At 40.9% G+C, this 22696-nt stretch carries 23 protein-coding genes and 1 pseudogene; 19 read left to right on the top strand and 5 right to left on the bottom strand.

Translation table 11 applies throughout. From position 1 onward, the window contains the following. Nucleotides 1-125 precede the first annotated feature (125 nt). Nucleotides 126-359 carry a Nif11-like leader peptide family natural product precursor gene (locus tag FD724_RS12185; protein WP_114084257.1) on the bottom strand — a complete coding sequence of 78 codons (234 nt, stop codon included), beginning with the start codon at nt 357-359 and terminating at the stop codon, nt 126-128. A 433-nt stretch (nt 360-792) separates the two neighbouring features. On the opposite strand from FD724_RS12185, the gene rplU reads away from it, so the two are divergent. The 7 genes from rplU (at nt 793) to FD724_RS12150 (ending at nt 5485) form a co-directional block, all read left to right on the top strand. Further along, nucleotides 793-1200, top strand: a complete 408-nt coding sequence (gene rplU, locus FD724_RS12180) for a 50S ribosomal protein L21 (protein WP_114084256.1) — start codon at nt 793-795, stop codon at nt 1198-1200. A gap of 37 nt (nt 1201-1237) precedes the next feature. Further along, on the top strand, nt 1238-1534 hold the full coding sequence (rpmA, locus tag FD724_RS12175; RefSeq protein WP_114084255.1) for a 50S ribosomal protein L27: 297 nt from the start codon (nt 1238-1240) through the stop codon (nt 1532-1534). A 693-nt stretch (nt 1535-2227) separates the two neighbouring features. Beyond that, nucleotides 2228-2632 carry a hypothetical protein gene (locus FD724_RS12170; RefSeq protein WP_179072809.1) on the top strand — a complete coding sequence of 135 codons (405 nt, stop codon included), beginning with the start codon at nt 2228-2230 and terminating at the stop codon, nt 2630-2632. A 111-nt stretch (nt 2633-2743) separates the two neighbouring features. Then, nucleotides 2744-3352 carry a thioredoxin family protein gene (locus tag FD724_RS12165; protein WP_114084253.1) on the top strand — a complete coding sequence of 203 codons (609 nt, stop codon included), beginning with the start codon at nt 2744-2746 and terminating at the stop codon, nt 3350-3352. Nucleotides 3353-3360: 8 nt separating this feature from the next. Continuing rightward, on the top strand, nt 3361-4053 hold the full coding sequence (locus FD724_RS12160; RefSeq protein ID WP_179072808.1) for a cytochrome c biogenesis CcdA family protein: 693 nt from the start codon (nt 3361-3363) through the stop codon (nt 4051-4053). Between the two features lie 111 nt (nt 4054-4164). Beyond that, the gene (locus tag FD724_RS12155) at nt 4165-4761 is read left to right on the top strand and encodes a cytochrome b/b6 domain-containing protein (protein ID WP_179072807.1); all 597 of its coding nucleotides are present in this window, start codon (nt 4165-4167) and stop codon (nt 4759-4761) included. Between the two features lie 7 nt (nt 4762-4768). Further along, nucleotides 4769-5485, top strand: a complete 717-nt coding sequence (locus tag FD724_RS12150) for a molybdopterin-dependent oxidoreductase (RefSeq protein ID WP_179072806.1) — start codon at nt 4769-4771, stop codon at nt 5483-5485. Between the two features lie 325 nt (nt 5486-5810). Here FD724_RS12150 and FD724_RS12145 read toward each other — a convergent pair whose 3' ends face one another. Beyond that, nucleotides 5811-6266, bottom strand: a complete 456-nt coding sequence (locus tag FD724_RS12145) for a pentapeptide repeat-containing protein (protein WP_163929430.1) — start codon at nt 6264-6266, stop codon at nt 5811-5813. A 295-nt stretch (nt 6267-6561) separates the two neighbouring features. Continuing rightward, nucleotides 6562-7431 carry an alpha/beta fold hydrolase gene (locus FD724_RS12140; RefSeq protein ID WP_179072805.1) on the bottom strand — a complete coding sequence of 290 codons (870 nt, stop codon included), beginning with the start codon at nt 7429-7431 and terminating at the stop codon, nt 6562-6564. Nucleotides 7432-7640: 209 nt separating this feature from the next. On the opposite strand from FD724_RS12140, the gene FD724_RS12135 reads away from it, so the two are divergent. The 5 genes and pseudogenes from FD724_RS12135 to FD724_RS12115 all read left to right on the top strand — a co-directional run bounded on the left by FD724_RS12135 (nt 7641) and on the right by FD724_RS12115 (nt 11783). Further along, entirely contained in the window at nt 7641-8210 is a 570-nt protein-coding gene (locus FD724_RS12135; RefSeq protein WP_256874536.1) for a DUF1206 domain-containing protein, read from the top strand. 119 nt (nt 8211-8329) lie between these two features. After that, nucleotides 8330-9344 (top strand): annotated as a pseudogene (locus FD724_RS12130) (transposase). A gap of 167 nt (nt 9345-9511) precedes the next feature. Next, a complete protein-coding gene (locus FD724_RS12125) occupies nt 9512-10066 on the top strand; it encodes a methylated-DNA--[protein]-cysteine S-methyltransferase (protein WP_256874535.1) in 555 nt (184 codons plus the stop codon). Beyond that, nucleotides 10050-10688 carry a DNA-3-methyladenine glycosylase gene (locus tag FD724_RS12120; protein WP_179072804.1) on the top strand — a complete coding sequence of 213 codons (639 nt, stop codon included), beginning with the start codon at nt 10050-10052 and terminating at the stop codon, nt 10686-10688. Before FD724_RS12125 ends, FD724_RS12120 begins: the two co-directional genes overlap by 17 nt. A gap of 96 nt (nt 10689-10784) precedes the next feature. Next, nucleotides 10785-11783 carry a DMT family transporter gene (locus tag FD724_RS12115; protein WP_179072803.1) on the top strand — a complete coding sequence of 333 codons (999 nt, stop codon included), beginning with the start codon at nt 10785-10787 and terminating at the stop codon, nt 11781-11783. 202 nt (nt 11784-11985) lie between these two features. Here FD724_RS12115 and dapF read toward each other — a convergent pair whose 3' ends face one another. Continuing rightward, nucleotides 11986-12825, bottom strand: coding sequence for a diaminopimelate epimerase (gene dapF / locus FD724_RS12110; protein ID WP_179072802.1), 840 nt, complete (start codon nt 12823-12825; stop codon nt 11986-11988). 69 nt (nt 12826-12894) lie between these two features. Between dapF and FD724_RS12105 the strand changes: the two genes are divergently transcribed. Beyond that, complete coding sequence (locus tag FD724_RS12105) at nt 12895-13113, top strand: RNA chaperone Hfq (RefSeq protein WP_041565643.1); 219 nt, start codon at nt 12895-12897, stop codon at nt 13111-13113. Between the two features lie 185 nt (nt 13114-13298). Here FD724_RS12105 and FD724_RS12100 read toward each other — a convergent pair whose 3' ends face one another. Beyond that, a complete protein-coding gene (locus tag FD724_RS12100; protein ID WP_114085310.1) occupies nt 13299-14501 on the bottom strand; it encodes a 3-dehydroquinate synthase in 1203 nt (400 codons plus the stop codon). Between the two features lie 474 nt (nt 14502-14975). On the opposite strand from FD724_RS12100, the gene FD724_RS12095 reads away from it, so the two are divergent. The 6 genes from FD724_RS12095 (at nt 14976) to FD724_RS12070 (ending at nt 22559) form a co-directional block, all read left to right on the top strand. Further along, nucleotides 14976-15857, top strand: coding sequence for an EboA family metabolite traffic protein (locus FD724_RS12095; RefSeq protein WP_179072801.1), 882 nt, complete (start codon nt 14976-14978; stop codon nt 15855-15857). Nucleotides 15858-15975: 118 nt separating this feature from the next. Continuing rightward, a complete protein-coding gene (locus tag FD724_RS12090) occupies nt 15976-16884 on the top strand; it encodes a TatD family hydrolase (RefSeq protein WP_256874534.1) in 909 nt (302 codons plus the stop codon). 145 nt (nt 16885-17029) lie between these two features. Beyond that, nucleotides 17030-17962, top strand: a complete 933-nt coding sequence (eboC, locus tag FD724_RS12085) for a UbiA-like protein EboC (RefSeq protein ID WP_306297088.1) — start codon at nt 17030-17032, stop codon at nt 17960-17962. A 147-nt stretch (nt 17963-18109) separates the two neighbouring features. Next, nucleotides 18110-19336 (top strand): metabolite traffic protein EboE, encoded by a 1227-nt coding sequence (eboE, locus tag FD724_RS12080; RefSeq protein WP_179072800.1) that lies wholly within the window; start codon nt 18110-18112, stop codon nt 19334-19336. Nucleotides 19337-19351: 15 nt separating this feature from the next. Then, entirely contained in the window at nt 19352-20725 is a 1374-nt protein-coding gene (locus FD724_RS12075; protein WP_179072799.1) for an alkaline phosphatase family protein, read from the top strand. 340 nt (nt 20726-21065) lie between these two features. Next, entirely contained in the window at nt 21066-22559 is a 1494-nt protein-coding gene (locus FD724_RS12070; RefSeq protein WP_179072798.1) for a catalase, read from the top strand. Nucleotides 22560-22696 lie beyond the last annotated feature (137 nt).

The following is a 22696-nucleotide window of genomic DNA, read 5'->3' as shown; positions in this document are numbered from 1 at the left end:
ATGGGAAGCAGATTTGCTTAATTTCACAGAAATGCCCCTAAAGGAGATAATGCAACGGTATCCCCTTTAGGAACAAAACTTGTCAATTCAGTTTTTCCTATACTTTCAGTTTCCTAGAATAGAAATTATCTAGGATTAAGGTGCCGTCTAGTTCCCCATCCTGGATTGACAATGGCGGCTAAATCTTCTTCTGATAACTTGTTGATTTCATTTTCCAGTTCATCAGTTGTGAAGTCATAACCACGCTCTTTAGCAATCTTGATGAAAGCTTGTGGATCAGCTGTTGCTTTAAGCTTTTGCTGCAATGCTTGATCTTTTTTTACGGCTTGAAAAAGTCGGGTAGCATTTTGCTGTGTCATGACAAATCCATCTCCTGTTTTAAATATCAGGTTTGAATGTATGAATTTAATTTTTTTGGTTCACTAAATTCTGTAAAGAACTATTAGATTAAGCGTTTGTAAGTTTAATTTTAAAACAAATAAGATAAATGTGTGAATTTTGACAAGAAACTATAAGTTTGAGTCTAAAATATTTCTACTAGTTTATAAAAATCATTCCTAAGATAGAAGCAGTTTTTAAATAAAAAGCATCAATTCTGATTTTTGGGTAAGCGATCGCCATCACGGATTTTGGCAAATGGAAGCTTGACTTAACACCTGTGGATAAAATACTATATTAGATTGTCTGTCTAATTCCTGCTCGGATCAGGTAGACATATTACAAAAGTTGGCAAAAACCTCTCTACATGAGATAAAAACCAGCTACCTGTACGGCAACCTCAAGGACAATTCCATGACTTACGCGATTATTGAAACTGGCGGCAAACAAATACGAGTAGAGCCAGGGCGGTTTTATGACATTGAACTGCTTCCTACCGAACCAGATGAAAAAGTTACAATAGACTCCGTATTACTCGTGCAGCACGATGGCGCAGTCAGTATTGGACAGCCACTAGTGACAGGTGCAACTGTAGAAGGGACTGTAATGCGACATTACAGAGGTCGTAAAGTCTTGGTATACAAGATGAAGCCGAAAAAGAAAACCCGCAAAAAACGGGGGCATCGTCAGGAAATTACCAGACTTATGATTGACTCCATCACCCTTAACGGTGAAGTATTTGTTGCCCAAGGAGAAGCGGAGAAGGAAACCCCCATTTTAGATGAGACTCCTGCCGAAGAAGTTGAAACCGCTGCTGAATAATAAAAAGAAGTAGATACAGATACCATAAGAGGAAATCATGGCTCATAAGAAAGGAACGGGTAGTACACGCAACGGTCGTGATTCTAACGCCCAACGTCTGGGTGTGAAGCGTTATGGCGGTCAAGTTGTGCGTGCAGGAAACATTCTCGTGCGTCAGCGCGGTACCAAATTTCACCCTGGTAACAACGTCGGTATTGGTAGCGATGACACTCTGTTCGCCTTAATCGACGGTGTTGTAATGTTTGAGAGAAAGGGCAAAACCCGTAAAAAAGTTAGTGTTTATTTACCTATAACTGCTGTTGAAACAGCCCCTGCTGAAGCAGTAGCAAGTTAGAGTTTTAGGGTGGGTAATAGTGCCCACCCTAATTGCTAGTTAGCGCTGGCATAATGGTCAGATTTGCAATAAATATTATAAAAGTCGCTTTTTTCCTCTGTTGCCCATAAATTAGTATCAGGATTATCAAAGCGCAGATATTCTTCACTAACAAAATATTACTCAAGAAAATTGGATTGTGTAACTTGCTGCTGTAGGCATCGCATATCAAGGCTTAGGCACCAATGTGTTTGTATGTTCCAAAGTTCAGGATAGCCAGCCAGAAATAGGTTTGTTCTTAAACTCTTAGGATTAAACATCTCCAGAAATTAAACGTGCGTTACCCAGAACCCTTATATAGACGTAGCAGTGCAAAATCTCTACATTCTTCACTATGAGATTTTGCTGAAATAATACCTAAATTAGATTCTGGCTTTGAGTTACCATGAATACCTGAGAAAATGCTGAGAATTAACTAAATTTTCTCAAGGGATAAATTTATGAAAATTATGGCTTAGTTTCAATAAGCTCTCAGCCATTATAGAGATACTTTAGATGTTCGGGATAAATCAAACATCAGTAACAAGTGTCTGATTAAATCCTCTACAAGAAGGCATCTTCTTTATCTCAATAGCGTTTATGAATCTTCTCGGAGCTTAATTTTCTCTGAGTCAATCAATACAAAAAGAACTATCCAAAGGACGAAAGAAGACTATGAACTGGAAAATACTTTGTTTAATTGCTGGTTTAAGCTTAACGACCAGTCTCACTGCTTGCTCTAGCAGTCCTGCAAGCAACAATCAAATTTCCCCTGAAGCCTCTCCTGCAATGAGTAAAGATAAAGCTGGCGATGCAATGAGTAAGGATAAAGCTGGCGGTGCAATGGGCAAAGATGCAATGAGTAAGGATAAAGCTGGCGATGCAATGGGTAAAGATGCAATGAGTAAGGATAAAGCTGGCGGTGCAATGAAAGATGCAATGAGTAAGGATAAAGCTGGCGGTGCAATGAAAGATGCAATGAGTAAGGATAAAGCTGGCGATGCAATGGGTAAAGATGCAATGGGTAAAGACAAAGCTGGCGATGCTATGAAGCAATCTCCGGCTTCCACCAAGCCTTAGCCACAGCCTTTGCATCTCACTTTTCTTTTACTAACATTAGGGGCTGCTTACCAAGACGATCTTGAGCTAATCCTATACTTTGGCGCTTTGACCTCAACAGGAGAAATTCTGATGAATCACAACCTGCTCCGCCGCCGTCAGTTACTTTTTTATCTTGGGTTAGGGGTTGTCGGAATCGGTGCAGCTACAACATTCTCCAACTTCAGAAAAGTGAATGCCCCTTCTATATCTCCTGCAAAAAGTAACAAGACGCAAGACTCAGAAACCATTACAGTGAAAACTCCAGCAGGTAATAATTTACCAGAGTTTCAGGGTATCAGTCAGTGGCTTAATTCTACTCCTTTGTCGATCGCTGACCTCAAAGGCAGTGTTATTCTGATCCAGTTTTGGACTTTTGCTTGTATTAACTGCCAGCGTACCCTGCCTTACATCACTAGATGGCATAAACAGTATGAGTCGCAGGGACTCAAGGTGATTGGTATCCACACACCAGAGTTTGCTTTTGAGCGAGATCCGAACAATATAAAAAAGGCGTTACGACAACATCAAATTACTTATCCGGTTCCAGTTGATAACGAGTATAAAACTTGGAATGCTTACGAAAATCAGTATTGGCCCCATATATTTATAGCCGATCGCCAGGGTTTACTACAATATGACCATATTGGTGAAGGGGCATACGAAAAAATAGAGCAAACTATCCGCCAGCTATTGGGGTAGAAGCAATTATGACGACTTCTACTTTATCAATTAGTCTGGCTTTATTGGGGGGAGTTTTGAATGTCCTTTCACCCTGTGTTTTACCGATTTTGCCTGTGCTATTAGGGCGCTCGCTCCAATCGCATACTTACGGCCCAGTCGCACTGGTAGGGGGATTAATCGCTGGTTTTGCGCTGGCAGGTAGCTTACTCGGTGTAACATCAGTCTGGTTTACAGGTTTGGCTAATTTATTACGGAGTGGCGCGATCGCACTTCTTTTATTTTTGGGATTAATTGCAATTTTCCCCACCTGGAGTTACCGAATATTTACTTATATTCCAGTCGGCAATTTGGCTAAAAAACCTCCACGAATTGGACTTATGGGTGAGTTTTGGCTAGGAACTCAGTTAGGGCTTTTGTGGACTCCCTGTGCTGGGCCGGTTTTGGGAGGAATTTTAGTCCTAGCGGCAGTTAATCATCAAGTCGCAGGTGCATTTTGGCTACTGGTTGTTTATGGAATCGGAGCAGGTTTACCTTTATTAGCGATCGCTTACGGTGGACGAGTATTCAGCCAACGAATCCTCAATCTCCGCGCCCATAGTACAGTTTTACAGCGCGTAGGTGGCGTAGCGATCGCAACAACAGCAATTGCTATTCTTCTCGGTTGGGATGTCCAGATACAACTTTGGCTGGCTCCGTTTTTTCCTACTCAACCTCTATGAGACAGCCATAAGCGTGCCAATTTTAGATTTTGGATTAGAAGACCCAATCCAAAAGTCTGGCTGGGAACAATCTAAAAATCTAAGATCCAAAATTCAAAATCCAAAATTGGTATGATCTCATCTAAACGCAAAGTCCGCTCAACACCAAGTCAGACTTTTCTATCAAAGACTTTTCACTGGATTAATATCATCAGTCTCATGTTGATGATTACTAGCGGACTGCAAATCTATAATGCTAATCCGGTATTTGGCGGGCGTGCAGGTTGGCATTTTCCTGACTTTATCTTGCTGGGAGGTTGGCTTGGGGGTGGCAGACACTGGCATTTTGCTGCTATGTGGCTATTTTCGCTGAACTTACTTTGGTATGGGCTTTATATCTTTGTAACTCGTCGTTGGCAGCGTCGCTTTGCCGATGGTGGTGACTTAAAAGCATTGCAAGTCAGTCAGAACCCAAAGCGCAAAAATTACGCATGGCATCGGCTAGTTTATACTGCTATCATTCCAGTGCTACTGCTGGCAATCTTGAGTGGTCTGGCGATGTACAAACCTGCCCAACTGCATTGGCTTTCGGGGCTGTTTGGTAGTTGGCAAACTCTACGCACTGTTCACTTTATCACTGTTCCCACAGTCATACTGTTTACAATTGCTCATTCCTTACTTGCCCTGAAGGTAGGAAGCATCCGTCTAGTTAAGTCTATGTTCCTGTAGAGGTAATATGAGTCTGATTCTTCCCAAACGCACCTTATCCCGTCGCCAATTATTGCAACTATCTGGACTTTCAGGGGTAGGTTTTCTTTTAGGTGGCTGTGGGACAAATTTGTTCTCAGATAATCTGCGGCAAATATCTGAGCCACTAAACCAACGTCTAGAAGCACTCCTGTTAAGTCAGAAACCAGTTCCAGAATTTCCTGTTAGTGCCATAGAAGCAGACAAATTGTTAATCAATTCCTTTGACTTCACGCCGCAAATTGATCCGGCGCAGTTTCGCCTGAAGATTGATGGCGAGGTTAGTAACCCGATGCAATTAAGTATGGGGGATATTGAAAAACTTCCCTTGACTTCAATGGTAATTCGCCATGTCTGTGTTGAAGGCTGGGCTGCGATCGTTCAATGGGGAGGCGTGCGACTGCGAGACTTAGTAGCGCTGGTACAGCCGAAGTCAAACGTCCGTTATGTCTACTTTAAATCTGCTGATGGCTACTATGAAAGCTGGGATCTTGCCTCTGCTGTACATCCCCAAACCCTGATGGCTTATCAAAAGAATGGACAACCACTATCAGTTGATAATGGTGCGCCTATGCGCCTAGCATCCCCAATTAAACTGGGCTATAAGCAAAGCAAGTGGGTGACTCAAATTACATTCGTCAGCAATTTGTTACCTCTTAAAGGCTATTGGGAAGATCAGGGCTATGAGTGGTTTGCAGGGCTATAGTCAGCGAAACAATGCCGAGTAAAGAAGTGGGAAGAGTTTGAGATTGCTACGGTGCGATAACCGCTTTCATCCTCACTTTCCGAATTTGATAGTGAGTTTTCCCTGTAGGAACTAGCATCATTGATTATGTGCTTTTAAAATAGCACCAAGACAAATCGGCTCAATCCCAATAAGAAACCCCCTCTGCTTGCGTCATAGTAAAGTGATTACAAGCAAGAGGGGCTTCATTTTTTATTTATTGTATAGGCAGATTTTAAAGATAATGCTGGCAAAAAACCAGTTTCTCTGATGTTGTGTTTATTTTCACCTGCCTACTCAGTTCAGCTTATTTCCAATCGGGAATTTCGGCATCTTCTCCACCAATCCCGATTCCAGTGTTAAATATTTCGGCATCAGTTAGATTTAGATCGTTCATTGATGCTTTATACACATTAGAATCGTGAATCGTAGCGCGGGTAAAATTTACTCCGTTAAGATTGGTTTGCTTCAAATTAACATTGCTTACATAAGCTGATGTTAGGTTAGCACCTGCCAAATTAGCACCTGTTAAGTCAGCACCTTCGAGGTTAGCCCCTACAAGGTTTGCTCCTTCGAGCTTCGAGCCTCTCAAGTCAGCACCAATTAAATGAGCGCCACTGAGGTTAGCTCCCGACAAATTGCACTGGATACATTCCCCAGTTGAAAGCAGCTTTTGTAAATCCTGTGGATTTTCGGCTCTAACCGAGCTAGCGAAAAATAGGGGAGTTGCTAAGGCCATGGCCGCTAATAGCTGGAGTTTCATATATTTTCCCCCTTAATAATCAAGTTGCGTCCGTTCTGTCCCTCACAACTCTATTATCTCACTAAACTTCGTGAGGTCAATGTATCCTATGCGTTAACAAGTTGGTTATGATATGAACTTGCTATAATATCGAGATAAAAAATTCCATATATCCTGTTTCTGGTCGATTTTACCCGATAAACCCTAAAAAGCTGCCAGTGTTAAATCTCTGTTAAATATTTTTAAAGGCTGGCATAATTTGGACTTTTGATAAGTATTTATACTTTGTCAATTGATTTGATCGTAAATTCGCAAATTAGGTTAGGTCTATTAGAAATTCTTGCATATACTGATTGACCAATTCCGGCTGTTCTTGCTGCACCCAATGACCACAATCAGGAATATACTTGATTTGAAAGTTTCGGACATAAGCTGCGGTGTCATAGGTTAGTTCCTTGCCGAGTGCGGTGTCATTTTCTCCCCAAATCATCAGTGTTGGTACTTCCAGAACGCCCCAACTTGGATTTAGCATTCTCTGCTGAAAAATATTGCGGTAATAATTCAACATTGCTGTCAAGGCACCGCGTTTTGCCGCAGCATTTTTATATGCGTCAATATCCGCTTTGGTGAAAGCACTTTTGTTAACTGCTGTACCTTTAAAAGCTGTTTCAATAGCTTGGTAGTCGGAAGATTGTAAAAGTAATTCTGGTATCCACGGTAGTTGAAAGAGGAATATATAGTTGCTACGTAGCAACTGTTGGAGAGTGCGTAACCCTTGGGCAAATTTGGCAGGATGAGGCAGGTTAAGAATAATTAATTGTTCTAACATTTCGGGGTGAGTGTATGCAAAATTCCAAGCGATCGCACCACCCCAATCATGTCCAACTAAAACACACTTTTGGTATCCTAATCCTTTGATTACTCCCTCAACATCTTTGATAAATTCATCCATGACATAAGCTGATTGCTCATTTGGTTTATCACTATCGTTGTAGCCACGCAAGTCAAGGGCGACGACTTTGAAATTTTGGGCAAATTCTGGTATTTGATGCCGCCAAGAGTACCAAAACTCAGGAAAACCATGCAACATCAACATTAAAGGGCCTTCACCTTGGGTAACGTAGTGTAGTTTTACCCCATTGGTAATTATATATTCGTGTTTCCAAGAAGTTTCTATTAGAGACATAATTAATCCAAATTCAGCATTAAAAAATACTAAATAATCATACTGTACTTGATAACTGTAATATTATTTTGAGCAGCCTCACATCTATTAAAAGACAGTATTACGATAGTAATTTTTTGCAAAAATATTAGATAATTTGCCCTGGGGTAGATATGAATTGTGGCTAAATTTTGGTAAATAAAAGATAGATATAATTCTTCCCAAATACCATGACACAACAGTTGACAAACCATGCTTCATTGTGGGTTGAGCGACTGGGACGATTTGGCTATGTTTCTAAGGGAGTAGTTTACGGTATAGTTGGACTACTGGCAGCACAGGCGGCTTTTGGCACAGGTGGTAAAACAACTGATACCCAAGGCGCTCTCCAAACAATCGTCAACCAGCCATTTGGTAAATTTTTACTGGCTTTAGTTGCAATTGGCTTGATCGGATATGTAATCTGGCGTTTTGTACAGGCAATTAAAGACCCAGAAAAGAAAGGTAATGATGCCAAAGGTTTGGCAGTGCGAATTGGTTACGCAGTTAATGGCTTGATTTATGCAAGTTTAGCCTTAAGTGCTGTGAAAATCGTTGTGGGTACAGGCAGCGCTAAAAACAGTAGTGATTCTACTGAAGATTCGACAGCACGTTTGCTTTCTCAACCCTTTGGTGAATGGTTAGTTGGAACTGTAGGGGTGTTTGTAATTGCTCTAGGTTTCTATCAGTTTTATCAAGCTTTTACAGGACTTACGCAACTGGCACAGTGCGATCGCATTTTTATAGTAGTTATGTACTAGAAGGTGGTGGTGTACTCAGAGAACATTGCTGAAATTAGTAACAGTAATCGGCTGTATTAAGTATTCATCAAATCATGAGAAGATTAGCTGAGGAGGCATAAAATAAATCCTGTAGCTTTATGAGATTTACTAAACTTAACTATTGCCAGTACTTGTTAAGTAGTCAGATTAATTATACGCTGACAAATTTGGCAGAGCATTTAGAGCAGATCAGTCATGATAAAATCAACCGTTATTTAAAGAACGAAAAATTAACACCTCGGATTCTTTGGGATAACGTGAAAGATTTAATAGAAATAAATGAGAACGCCTACTTGGTTTTTGATGACACAGTAATTGATAAACGATATGCTATTGAAATAGAGCCAAGTAAACGCCAATATAGTGGCAATGAGCATGGTGTAATTCAAGGGATTGGGCTAGTAAATTGTGTATATGTAAATCATGAACTCGGAAAGTTTTGGGTAGTTGACTATCGCATTTATGACCCAGAACGAGAAAAGAAAAACAAAGATAGACCATGTGATGGAGATGCTGCAAAACCTTGTGTATAATAAGGTTTTACCATTTCAAGCTGTCTTGATGGACACTTGGTATGCGACAAATAAATTGATGTTATATATTGATGGATTAGGAAAATATTATTATTGTCCTCTAAAACGTAATCGACTTGTTGATGATACAGCAGGTGAAGAAGATTATCAAAAAGTTGAATTGTTATCTTGGAATGAAGAGGAGTTGAAATCAGGTAAAATAGTTAAAATAAAAAAGTTTCCTCAAGCGAAAAAAGTGAAACTGTTCCGGGTAATTGTCTCCACCGACAAAACGGATTTTATCGCTACAAACGATTTATCTCAAGATTCTACGGACGTTGTACAAAAAGTGTGTAAGGTACGATGGAAGGTTGAGGAGTTTCATAGAGAATTAAAACAATTGACTGGTATTGAATCATGCCAATGTCGTAAGGGTCGTATTCAAAGAAATCATATTGCCTGCGCTATTTTAGTTTGGCTTAGGCTCAAAAATTTAGCTTATAAAACTGGTCAAACAATCTATCAAATTAAGCATGGATTGTTATCAAATTATTTAGTTCAGCAACTAAAACGTCCGAATGTTCCCATGTTTATTGCCTAGTTGTTTGGCGCACGGCGCGGCTACACCGCGCCATTGCTTGTGACAGTTGCGTAAGTCCTGGATTAAAGCAGCGTCTCCAGTCAGGGGAGGAAATTGCTCATGCAGTTTACGACACGGGGTATGGTTCAAGTAGTCAAGTTTATGAAAAAGCACCGAAGCAACTGGGAATGACACCAAAAATTTACCAACAAGCTGGAAAAACAATCAACATTGTCTATGCGATCGCTCCATGTCCGCTAGGATATTTACTGGTGGCAACAACAGACAAGGGGATTTGTGCCGTTAAACTAGGTGGTGAAGCAGACAAACTTGAACACATCTTGAATCAAGAATTTCACCAAGCGCACATCATACGTGATGACCACATACACAAAGAATGGATACAAGGAATCCTCGACTTGATTGCGGGAGATGAAACACATCTCGATTTACCACTGGATATCCGTGGGACAGCATTTCAGAAACAGGTTTGGCAAGTATTACAAAAAATTCCCTATAGCGAAACTCGTACCTACACTGATATTGCTCGTGATATTGCCAAACCCCAAGCAGTCCGGGCGGTGGGAAATGCTTGTGGAGCTAACCCGATCGCAGTGATTATACCCTGTCATCGGGTGCTGCGGAGTGATGGCAGTCTTGGTGGTTATCGTTGGGGGATTGAGCGCAAACAAAAACTACTTGTACAAGAATCGAAATTGAGCAAAGATGACTCAAATACCTGAACTAGAATCATTGACTGAAGAAAGTCTCACCCGTGGTTTAATGGAGCTTGCCAATCTTGACAGCGATTTGGCTCGGATTTTAGAAACACTCGGGCCTCCACCAATATGGTCAAGAGAACCAGGTTTTGCAACGCTTCTGTGCATAATTCTAGAACAGCAAGTTTCCGTAGCAGCTGCAAGGGCTGTATTTAACCGTCTATGTGGGGTTATTGTACCGCTAACGCCAGAAAATTTTCTGACATTGGATGATATTCAATTAAGAGGGATTGGATTCAGTCGGCAAAAGATTCTATACTGTCGTGGATTGGCGAATGCGATCGCAAGCGATCAGCTTGACCTCAGCAAGCTGGAAAGAATGGATGAAACTACTATCAGAACTGAGTTAAAGCATCTCAAAGGTATAGGAGACTGGACAGTTGATATTTATTTACTCATGGCGCTGCAACGTCCTGATGTCTTTCCTAAAGGCGATTTAGCGATCGCGATCGCTTTGCAAAAAATCAAAAACTTGGCGACACGTCCAACACCAGTTCAACTGGAAGCAATGACACAGCACTGGCGGCCGTGGCGAGCAGTTGCGGCAAGACTTCTATGGCACTATTACCTAAGTAATCCTAAATAATTGCTCCTTCTCCCTTCTCTAACGAGACGCTGCGCGTTCACGTAGTGTCTCGTAGAGAAGGCGCACTTGGTGGTTCGTATAATAAATATAAACTAAATGGCAGAAAATCAATTAAGCCTAACAACAGAAAAGCCTGATAAAACTTTAAACATCCTGCCGATAATCATAGTAATAATTGCATTATTAGCTTTATCTTCAACAGCAATATTTATTAAAATTGCTCTTAGAGAAATGAGCGCTACTGCTACATTATTTAATCGTTTATGGATAGCGACTATTATCTTTGGATTATGGAGTGGAATTAACCAAGCACAAACTCATATTAAAGATGATGAACCTGTATTACCACAGCAGCCTTATCCAATCAAAGAGATATCGTTTTTAATAGCAGTGGGTCTAGTTCATGTATTAGGTAGATTATCTTGGACTTGGGCGCTAACCCAGACTGGTGCTGCTAATGCTAATGCGTTAGGTAGTCTAAATCCGCTATTTACTACATTAGGAGGATGGCTATTTTTTAATCAGATTTTTGGACGTAAATTTATCATCGGTCTGATATTAGCCATAATCGGCGCGATCGCAGTTGGATTTGAAGATTTATTACGCTCTAATAATAATTTTACAGGTGATGCTGTTGCCCTGATATCATCGATATTTTATGCAGCAAACTTTTTACTGATCGAGCAAATCCGCAATAAGTTTTCAATTATTACTATCCTTCTGTGGCGCTGTGTCATCGCAACTTCATTGATGATACCAGTAGTGCTAATCTTTGAAAAACAACCTTTGCCAGTTTCTTTGTCAGGGTGGTTAGTAGTATTTGCACTAGCTGCTATTTGCGAAGCCTTGGGTCATGGGCTAATTGTATACAGCCTGAAAACTTTTTCTTCAGGATTTATCTCTTTACTTTTGTTACTCAATCCAGTGATTGTTGCTATTCTTGCTTGGATACTTTTCTCGGAAAATTTGAGTATTTTTAACTTGCTAGGGTTGGCATTAATTTTAGGGGGTATATATTTAGCAATTTCTAACCAAGGATCTATCAAATCTAGCGTTAATCCCCCCATACAATCTCTACAAGAAAGTGAATCTTAATAAGTTCGTAGTAAGGACTTTAGTCCTGATTTTCTAAACACTAAAGTCCTTACTACAAACCCTCAAAATAACTTAGGACTTACGCAAGAACTCTCTGAAACTCTTATTTCTCCGTGTCCTCTGCGCCTCTGTGGTTCGTTTTTTCATGATTTTGCATAAGTCCTGTAACTCTAATACTTGCCTAATGTCGGTGGTAAGTCGGTTACAATTTCCCCGTGAATACCTTTTCAGCCGGGCCTGTCATGTAAACCCGTTGGTCGATTTCTGACCATTCAATTTGCAAGGGACCACCAGGTAATTCTACAGTGGCAGTGCGATCGCATTTTCCGGTTAACACACCAGCCACTAAAGAAGCGCAAGCACCAGTTCCACAAGCTAATGTAATCCCAGCACCCCGTTCCCACACCCGCATTTTTAAATAGTCAGGGCGTACCACTTGAATAAATTCAGTATTTATGCGTTGGGAAAAAACTGGGTGATGCTCAAATTTCGGGCCTATGCTTTCTAGTTCAATTGCTGCTACATCTTCCACAAAGGTAATGCAGTGAGGATTTCCCATACTTACACAAGTGACATCCCAAGTTTTCCCCGCCACCTCCAACTGCTGAGAAATGACTTTTTCTTCAACAGGTGCAAGAGTGGTAGGAATTTCGCCAGCGAGTAATCTGGGTAAACCCATGTCTACTTTAACTAGACCATCAGATAAGAGTTGGGGAGTCATTACACCACCCAAAGTATGAATGCGATATGAATCTTTATTCCGGGATTCACCTTCTAAATCTGCCAAAAAGCCAGCTAAACAGCGAATGCCATTGCCACACATTTCTGGTTCCGAACCATCAGAATTAAAAATCCGCATGGTGTAGTCAGTGCCGTTTTCTCCAGGTAGGGCAAAAATTACACCATCAGCACCGATACCAAAATGGCGATCACACAACTTGATGGCTTGCTCTGGAGTCAATACAGGCAAAGATGACGAGCGATTGTCAATTAGAATAAAATCATTGCCCAGACCATGATACTTAGTAAATTCGATTGCCATTTTCTCAAGGATGAATTATCAAGGATTAGTTACTCTTTATTTTGCCTTGTAGGTTCATCTTTACTAAAAATGCTTACCGAATTTGACACCACTTTACCCAGTATTAGACAAGTCCAAAACCTGATTAAACAAACAACGCCAGTTGAGTTAAAGCTGGTAACTCAGGATGTACTCACAGGAAAGGTTGTATGGCAAGATCCACAGTGTATCTGTATTGCTGATGAAAACAGTCAGCAAACCACCGTTTGGAAACAAGCGATCGCATACATCAAACCGAAAACAAGTTAGAAATAGAATTTTGCTTGCGATCGCTATAAGATTTTGGTTATAGCGGTTCCCGACCTAGTGAGGTACGTTTTCAAAGCTACTAACCTTGGCAAACAAGATTTTGGTGTACCTCAGTAGACTAGGAAACGCTATAGCGATCGCTCGTTTGTATGCAATACACTCTAATTTCCCTTCCATAGGGACAATCAATGCGAGAGTTGCCAATCTTGCAGCATCAAAATAGCATCTCTATACAAAGACAAATCCACCTGGTGGACTTCTATTCCCTGCCCAATTCCTTCTAGAAGAGTGATTGTCAAATTTCCTCCCAAGTGTTCGCGGAACTCGGTAAGCCCCCTAAATAGACAATGGGGATGGTCTAGTTGATCTAATTGCTCTGTAAGTGCCGATACATACAATGTAAACCCCAACTTATTGAGTGTATGTAGAACACTTTGCCACTCAGATTTCAAAAGTTGACCTGTTAAATATGAATAGGTCGTATCCAAAGCAATGCCGATCGCTACAGCTTCACCGTGACGTAAACTGTAATTAGTTAAATGCTCCAGTTTATGAGCAGCCCAGTGTCCAAAATCCAAAGGACGCGATGAACCCATTTCAAATGGATCGCCGCCACCAGCAATATGCTCTAAATGCAACTGCGAACAGCGATAGATCAGTCTTTCCATTATGTCCATATCCCGATTAGCCAATTTATCGGCATTAGTCATAATGAAATCGAAGAAATCTGCATCTTTAATCAGCGCTACTTTCACCGCCTCTGCAATACCCGATCGCCAATCTCGATCGTCAAGGCTAGTCAGAAAATCAAAGTCATTTAAGACAGCATAAGGCGGCATGAATGTACCCAAAAAGTTTTTCTTGCCGAAAGCATTGATTCCGTTTTTTACCCCTACACCCGAATCGTTTTGCCCTAATACTGTTGTCGGTACTCGTAGCAGCCGAATTCCTCGATGAGCCGTTGTTGCTGCGTATCCTACCATATCTAGGACGGCTCCACCTCCAATTGCTAAAACGTAGGAGTGACGGCATAATCCAGCTGCATTGATTCGCTGATGAATCTGCTCTATAAATCTAGAATCGTTCTTAACTCGTTCTCCACCAAGAACTACTATCGGCTCACCACTCAGTGTTAGTACATCTTCATAATACTGAGCATAGACTGATAATTTTTTTAGTAAGCCATCTTGGTACTGTAAAAATCCTCCATCTACCACTGCTAGTACTTGCTTTGGGGTTGTTTCCCCATCTGCGGCAATCACTTGTGCAAATAAAGGATTATCTAACTGAAATAGACCTCTAGTAAAGTGAACATCATAGTTGAAAGTCACGCGGACACATTGGTTAATCGGTTGCAGATTAAGAGCGGTTTTTTGTTTAATAGCCATTTAAAGTATTATTATTTTTTAGTAACTGTGAATACATGCACTAATGCAATTACAATTGAGACTAAATTCAAGATAGTAAAATATCAAATAATTCAGCCTTTAGATGATTTTTTGAACTCTTAAAATCATTAGATTAATCATACTTTTAAATTGCATTCATCCTGACAGACAAAGTTAAAAATAATATTAATTTACAATTTTAGTGATGCCTATGATTTATCTATGAAATTAGCAATGGATATTCTTATTTAGATAAAATTCTAATTTTTTCCGTAAGTTAATTCTAGAGTTTATCTAATCAAAATAGGATCTTTACAATATCTTCTCCAAAATCGGGAAAATTTTATAGATTCAGTGAAGTTACGAACTCAGTAGTATATTATTAGCTGTTTTAAACACAAACTATCAAGTTTAGTGGTAGATTTTATACTTAGTTGTCACAAAAAAGTTGGGCAACTTCTCCTGAAATTTATCATGAGTAAAGTAAACAAGTTACTGCATCACTGGCTGTTAAAGTCTGTTTCAGATAAAGCTTTTGCTTGGCTGGAGCAGAAGCAGGCACAAATTTCTAGCGGCGCTGCTGAAAGAGTTTTTTTCACGGCATTTAGTGCTGTACCGCGTTATCTAGGTAAACAGGATTTGCAGCTAACATTCCAGGACTTGGAAGCAGCAGAAGATGTGATTCCCGGTTGGTATCCTGGTAATTGGAGTGTAGATCAAGCAGGTCGCACACTCTTGCTTCTAGCTTTGCCCCACGATGATGCCCAGGGGTATGTGCGATCGCTCGATCAAGTCTTCTCCACTGCCGATATGGGGGAGTTAGTTGCTCTTTACCAAAGTTTGCCGCTATTACCACATCCAGAGTTACATTGCCATCGCGCTGCTGAGGGAATTCGCAGCAATATGAGTAATGTATTCCAAGCCATAGCACTACGTAACCCTTATCCAGCGAATTATTTAGACAATGCTGCTTGGAATCAGATGGTACTGAAGGCTGTGTTTGTCGGCAGTCCATTGCATTTAATTTGGGGACTAGACCGACGTGCTAACCCAGAATTAGCGAAGATGTTAGCAGACTATGCCCATGAACGTTGGGCAGCTAAACGCTCAGTTACGCCAGAACTTTGGCGACCTGTAGGGCGGTTTGCGGATAGTGCGATCGTTACAGATTTGGAAAAAGTACTGGCTAATGGCGATACAGCCGAACAAGAAGCCGCAGCATTAGCTTGTGCTGAGTCTCCTTTACCCCAAGCGCAAGCATTACTTTCTCGTTACCCAGATTTACAGTCATCCATCCAACAAGGTAATCTGACTTGGAACAGTTTTAACCGCGATGCCTGCGGCGAGCCATGCTAACGCTTGTCAGTTGACAAATGAAGAAGGGAATAGGTGACAGGTAATAGGGTACAGATTATTCCCTATTACCTGTCACCTGTCACCTCTCCCCTAATCCCAATGCCCAATTATTAAAACCATGATGTATATCGATCCTCACATTCACATGTGTTCCCGTACTACTTACGATTACTTAGTAATGCGGGAATATGGCATTGTCGCCGTTATTGAACCAGCCTTTTGGTTAGGACAACCCCGAACCAACGCTGGCTCATTTAAAGACTACTTCAGTAGTCTTGTAGGTTGGGAGCGGTTTCGTGCTAGTCAGTTTGGCATCCAACACTACTGCACAATCGGCCTAAATCCGAAAGAAGCTAACAATGAAGCGCTAGCAGCTGAAGTTATGGAACTGCTACCACTTTATGCTTGTAAAGAAGGAGTTGTTGCCATTGGTGAAATTGGCTATGACGACATGACAGAAGCAGAGGATAAGTACTTTTGTCAACAGTTAGAATTAGCCAAAGAACTCGATACGTTGGTACTAATTCATACGCCCCATCGGAATAAGAAGGCGGGTGCTAGTCGGAGTATGGATCGCTGTATTGAATATGGCTTAGATCCTTCACAAGTAGTTATCGATCACAATAACGAAGAAACTGTTGAAGAAGTATTAGGACGGGGCTTTTGGGCAGCTTTCACGATTTACCCACAGACGAAGATGGGTAACGCCAGGATGGTAGAAGTTGTCCGTAAGTATGGATGCGATCGCATCATTGTAGATAGTAGTGCTGATTGGGGTATCAGCGATCCATTGGCAGTACCAAAAACGGCTCAGTTGATGTTAGATAGGGGCATTCCTGAAGAACATGTGCGAGCAGTTTGTTATGAAAATGCTCTAGCTGCTTACAGTCAAACTGGGCAGATGAAAGCTTCAGATTGGCTCAATCCTCAATCTATCGATCAACGCCAGTTGTTCAGTGGTAATTCTGTGCTGCGGGGACAAGAACCAGGAATCAAATCAGTTTCAGATTTTGTGTTGATTGAGTAGAAAATTATAAGGGGGCATTGGGAATTGGGCATTGCAAGATAGATTTTCATCTTTGCGTTGTCAATGTAACTCATGGAGTCTCTCGGTGATTCATCTGTAATATGCGGGTTTGTTTTGAGAAATTAATAAGCACGGAGGCAGATAAGTGAATGTTGCAAGCTTAAATTTTCAAAGCTGGCGGGGTTATTTGGAATTGATGCGTCCTGCTAATATTGTTACTGCCTGGGCAGATATTCTTCTTGGTTTTGCTGCTTCTGGCTCTGGGATTATTTTTGTTCAATTAATTAACGGAGAATCAAATTTTCCTGTACTAATCCCATTAGGTTGGTTGTTATTGGCTACAACTGGTTTATACGGCGGCGGTATAGTTTTTAATGATGTTTTCGATGCAGACTTAGATGCAAAAGAACGATCAAATAGAGCAATTCCTAGTGGTCGCGTATCTCGTCAAAATGCTACTTTATTGGGGAGTATACTGTTTGCGATCGGGATTATAGCTGCTTTTCAAGTATCCTGGTTGAGTGCTACAATCGCTATATTTATCACTCTTTCATCCCTTTTATATGACTCACTTGCCAAACATCATCCTTTTTTTGGCCCTTTAAATATGGGTTTGTGTCGTGGCAGTAACTTATTATTAGGTGTAAGTGCTGTACCCGCAATAGTCTGGGAACGTTGGTATTTAGCACTAATTCCTATTCTTTATATTGCTGCGATCACCGCAATTAGTCAGGGTGAAGTTCACGGAGGGAAGAAGATTACGGGAGTACTTGCATTACTGCTGATTGCAATAGTTTTGATGGCAGTTTTAGCTTTAGGATTATTAGGAGAATATGCAGCGATCGCAGCACTACCATTCGCTGTTTTATTAGCTATCAGAGTCTTGCCTAATTTTATCAAAGCTGCACGTGAACCGATAGCCGAAAATATCCGAAATGCGGTAAAAATAGGCGTTTTATCTCTAATAGTTTTAGATGCAACTGTCGCATCTGGTTTTGCTGGTTTGTATTACGGTTTATTGGTTCTAATTTTGCTGCCAATTTCGATGAAATTAGCACGACTATTTGCTGTTACTTAAATTTCAATGTATACACCCAGTAATACCATTAATCGGCTATAGGGGCGCACATATATGCGCCTCTAACCATGAATATGTAGCAAGTATTTTGTGCAACAGTATAAGCCAAAGAAAAAAGATTACATATACAAGGGATAAAACTAGAAAATGAAGATTACAAAAGGTAGCAAATTTCACTTAACTTATTGCAGCAATATTCATTCTGGTGAAAGTTGGCTAGAGGTTTTCGCCAATTTAGAGAAGTATATTCCCGAACTCAAATCACGTTTATCACCTACAGAACCTTTTGGTATTGGCTTACGGTTATCAGATGTAGCTGCAAAACAACTTTTAGAAAGTAATAACTTAGCTCAATTCCAAACTTGGCTGACTCAACAAGATTTATATGTTTTCACCTTAAACGGATTCCCTTATGGTGGATTTCATCGACAGGTGGTAAAAGACCAAGTTTATGCGCCAGATTGGTCTACACAAGAACGTGTTAATTATACATTAAACTTGGCACATATTTTAGCTAGTCTATTACCCCAAGGACTTGATGGCGGAATTTCTACACTACCATTATCCTATAAACCTTGGTGGGTAAAAGACCAAGCAACTTTCGATACTGTTCTGAAAAAGAGTTGTTTGAACATAGCATCAGTTGTTGTAGAAATGATTCGTATCGGTGAAGAAACAGGCAAGATACTTCATATTGATTTAGAGCCTGAGCCTGATGGGTTGATTGAAAATACCTCAGAAGTAATTGACTTCTACCAAAATTGGTTATTGCCAATCGGTGGTAATTACTTATCAGAAAAATTAAATATTGAGCAGCATTTAGCAGAGACTAAATTGCTAGAACACGTTCGGATTTGCTATGATACCTGCCATTTTTCAGTTGAATATGAAGAACCGCAATCTGTGTTTGCGCGTTTTCAATCAGCAGGAATTAAAATTGGTAAAATTCAAATCAGTGCAGCAATTCAAGTAAAAATACCTGCTGATGTTGAGAAGCGTAGTTTAATAGTTGAGCGATTACGCCCTTTTGCTGAATCTACTTATCTCCACCAGGTAATAGAACGTCGCACTGATGGTACACTGCATCACTATCCTGACTTAATAACTGCACTACCACATTTAGAGCAATCTTTAGCTGAAGAATGGCGGACTCATTTTCATGTACCAATTTTTATTCATGATTATCAAATTTTGCAGTCTACCCAAGATGACATCGCTACTGCTTTAAATCTACTTCAGACAAACAATGCTTGCTCACATTTAGAAATTGAAACTTACACTTGGGATGTATTGCCATCAGAAATGAAGATAGATTTACTAACTTCTATTCAGCGTGAGTATGAGTGGGTATTAAAAGAATTTGCCGCAAATTAACAGGAAATTAATTTCATGCAGAAAACAGTTGTTCTAAATGTCGTGGGATTAACGCCCAGTTTACTAGGAGAAAATACACCGTTTTTATCTTCTTGGGCTGCCAAGGGGCAGGTAGCTTCTATAGGAAAAGTGTTACCTGCTGTGACTTGTTCAGTTCAGGCTACTTATTTAACAGGAAAGTTGCCTGATGAACATGGAATTGTCGCTAATGGTTGGTACTTCCGTGATGAATGTGAAGTGAAGTTTTGGCGGCAGTCTAATAAACTAGTGCAGGCTCCCAAAGTTTGGGAAATAGCTAAATCAATTGACCCAACTTTCACTTGTGCCAACCTTTTTTGGTGGTACAACATGTACTCGACAGCAGATTATGCGATTACGCCGCGCCCAATGTATCCCGCAGATGGGAGAAAATTACCTGATATTTATACTCATCCTAGTGATGTGCGATCGCAAATTCAATCTGATTTAGGAAATTTTCCTCTGTTCGATTTTTGGGGCCCAAAAACTACCATTAGTTCTAGTCAATGGATTGCCAATTCCGCAAAATGGATTGAGGAACGCTACAGCCCTACATTATCACTAGTTTATCTGCCACATTTAGATTACTGTCTGCAAAAATTTGGTAACAATCAAACACAGATACAAGTTGATTTACGAGAAATTGATACTGTTTGTGGCGATTTAATTAAATATTTTGAAGCACGTAATACTCAGGTAATTATTCTTTCTGAGTATGGCATTACCCCAGTTTCTAAAGCGGTGGATTTGAATCGTGTATTACGAGAAAATGGCCTAATTGCTATACGAGAAGAATTAGGGCGAGAACTGCTCGATTTTGGTGCTAGCATTGCCTTTGCCGTTGCCGATCATCAAATTGCTCATGTGTATGTCAACCATCCGGCGTATATCCCAAAAGTGCGATCACTTTTAGAAGCGACTGAAGGCGTAGCGCAGGTGTTGGATGACGAGGGGAAACAAGCCTATCATCTCGATCATCCTAGATCCGGTGAGTTGGTAGCGATCGCACAATCTGACGCTTGGTTTACCTATTATTATTGGCTCGATGATGCCAAAGCGCCTGATTTTGCTAGAACTGTAGATATCCACCGCAAACCTGGTTACGATCCTGTAGAACTTTTCCTCGATCCACAAATAAAATTTCCTCAAGGAAAAATTGCTCTCAAGTTACTTAAGAAACAACTAGGTTTTCGCTACTTAATGGATGTAATTCCTTTGGATGCTTCCCTGGTGCGTGGCTCTCACGGTAATATCACCACTTCCCCAGATGAAGGGCCTCTATTTATCACCCATCAAACTCATCTAATTGATGAACATCAAATTGAGGCGACAGATGTTTGTTCGTTGATTCTCAAACATTTAAATACCTGAAAGGCAGTATAGAGAAGATATATCGCCTCTGCATCTTACCAAAATGCAAAAAAAATTTATGGTAATTCATAATCATATCGAGTATGATTTATATATAAACTCGTAATGACTATGAATTAACGTGAGTTCGACAAATCTTATTTGACCTCTCCGACACGAGAGGGGAGCAAAAAGCTGAATTTTTCGTTGCTCCTCCCTTTCCGTTTCCCAGAGGGAGGCTGGGAGGGAAAGGTTCATCGAACTTACGTTGAATTAGTTTGTTATGTCAGTAGGTATACATCTACTGACTAAAATGTACTGTGGGCAATCTGAGTAACTTACATGGAGAGCTTCTTTAACCATGACTGAACCCCAAAATTTGACAACTGCTGATGGTATTCCTGTTAGCGATAACCAGAACTCACTCACGGCTGGAGCGCGTGGCCCTGTATTAATGCAGGATTTCCACCTCATAGAAAAGCTGGCTCATTTCAACAGAGAACGTATTCCTGAAAGAGTTGTTCACGCTAAAGGTGCGGCTGCTCATGGTACTTTGACTATTACCAATGACATTACCCGCTACAGTAAAGCCAAACTTTTCTCTGAAATTGGTAAGAAAACGGAAGTTCTCTTGCGCTTTTCTACAGTTGGCGGAGAAAAGGGTTCAGCAGATGCCGAGCGTGATCCTAGAGGTTTTTCCCTTAAGTTTTATACTGAGGAGGGTAACTGGGATCTTGTAGGTAACAATACCCCTATTTTCTTCATCCGCGACCCTTTGAAGTTTCCTGATTTTATCCATACCCAAAAGCGCAATCCCCAAACCAATTGCAAAGACCAGAATGCAAAGTGGGATTTTTGGTCACTCAGTCCAGAATCGCTTCACCAGGTGACGATCCTCTTTTCAGATCGGGGAATTCCCAAAACCCATCGACACATGGACGGTTTTGGTAGCCACACCTTTAGTTTAATTAATGCTGAGGGCGATCGCGTTTGGTGTAAATTTCACTTCAAGACTCTGCAAGGGCATCAAACCTTGACAGAGGAAGAATCGGCTAAGATTAAGGGCGAAGATCCAGATCATGCAACTCACGATCTGTTTGAAGCGATCGCTAAAAAAGACTATCCTAAGTGGCGGATGTGTATTCAGGTGATGACCGAGGAGCAAGCGGAAAAACATCCTGACAATCCTTTTGACTTAACCAAAGTTTGGAAACAAGGGGAATATCCTTTAATTGAAGTCGGGATATTAGAGCTAAATCGTAACCCAGAGAATTATTTTGCCGAAGTTGAGCAAGCCGCTTTTAGCCCTAGTGCGGTGGTTCCTGGCGTTAGTTTCTCTCCAGACAAAATGCTGCAAGCTCGAATTTTTTCTTACCCAGATGCTCAACGGTATCGCTTGGGTGGTAACTATCAGCAACTACCTGTTAACCAGCCCAAATGTCCAGTGATGCATTATCAGCGAGATGGCTTTATGGCATCGGGGAACAACGGCGGTAGCGTTCCTAACTATGAACCGAATAGTGCTGAGGGTACGCCTAAAGAAAATCCAGCTTATGCAGAACCACCTAGTCATTTGGGCGATGTCACAGTCGATCGTTACAGTCATCGTGAAGGAAACGACGATTACACCCAAGCAGGTAATCTGTATCGGTTACTAACTCCTGAGCAGCAAGAGCGTCTGGCGAAAAATATTGTTGGTAGTCTCTCTCAAGCAAGGCAGGACATCCAAATGCGCCAACTTTGCCACTTCTTCCGGGCAGATATTTCTTATGGTCGTCGTGTAGCTGAAGGATTGGGCATTTCAATCGATCCCTCAATGTTTTCTCATGATGCTCAACCTGTAGGCAACTGGTAGCCTTATCCAATTTTGTGGGGTGGGCAGCGTTCGACTGAGCGCTCACGCCGAAGTCTTGCCCGCCTTAGAGGATGTTTGAAAAGTTCTTTTCTTGGTAGCAAAACGTTTTAGATCCCCCTAAATCCCCCTTAAAAAGG

Origin of the sequence: Nostoc sp. C057, assembly GCF_013393925.1 — a bacterium.
In the GTDB taxonomy this organism is placed as follows: Bacteria; Cyanobacteriota; Cyanobacteriia; order Cyanobacteriales; family Nostocaceae; genus Nostoc; species Nostoc muscorum_A.
The sequence above is the reverse complement of the archived record's forward strand: the minus strand, read 5'-3'. Positions and strand labels throughout refer to the sequence as shown.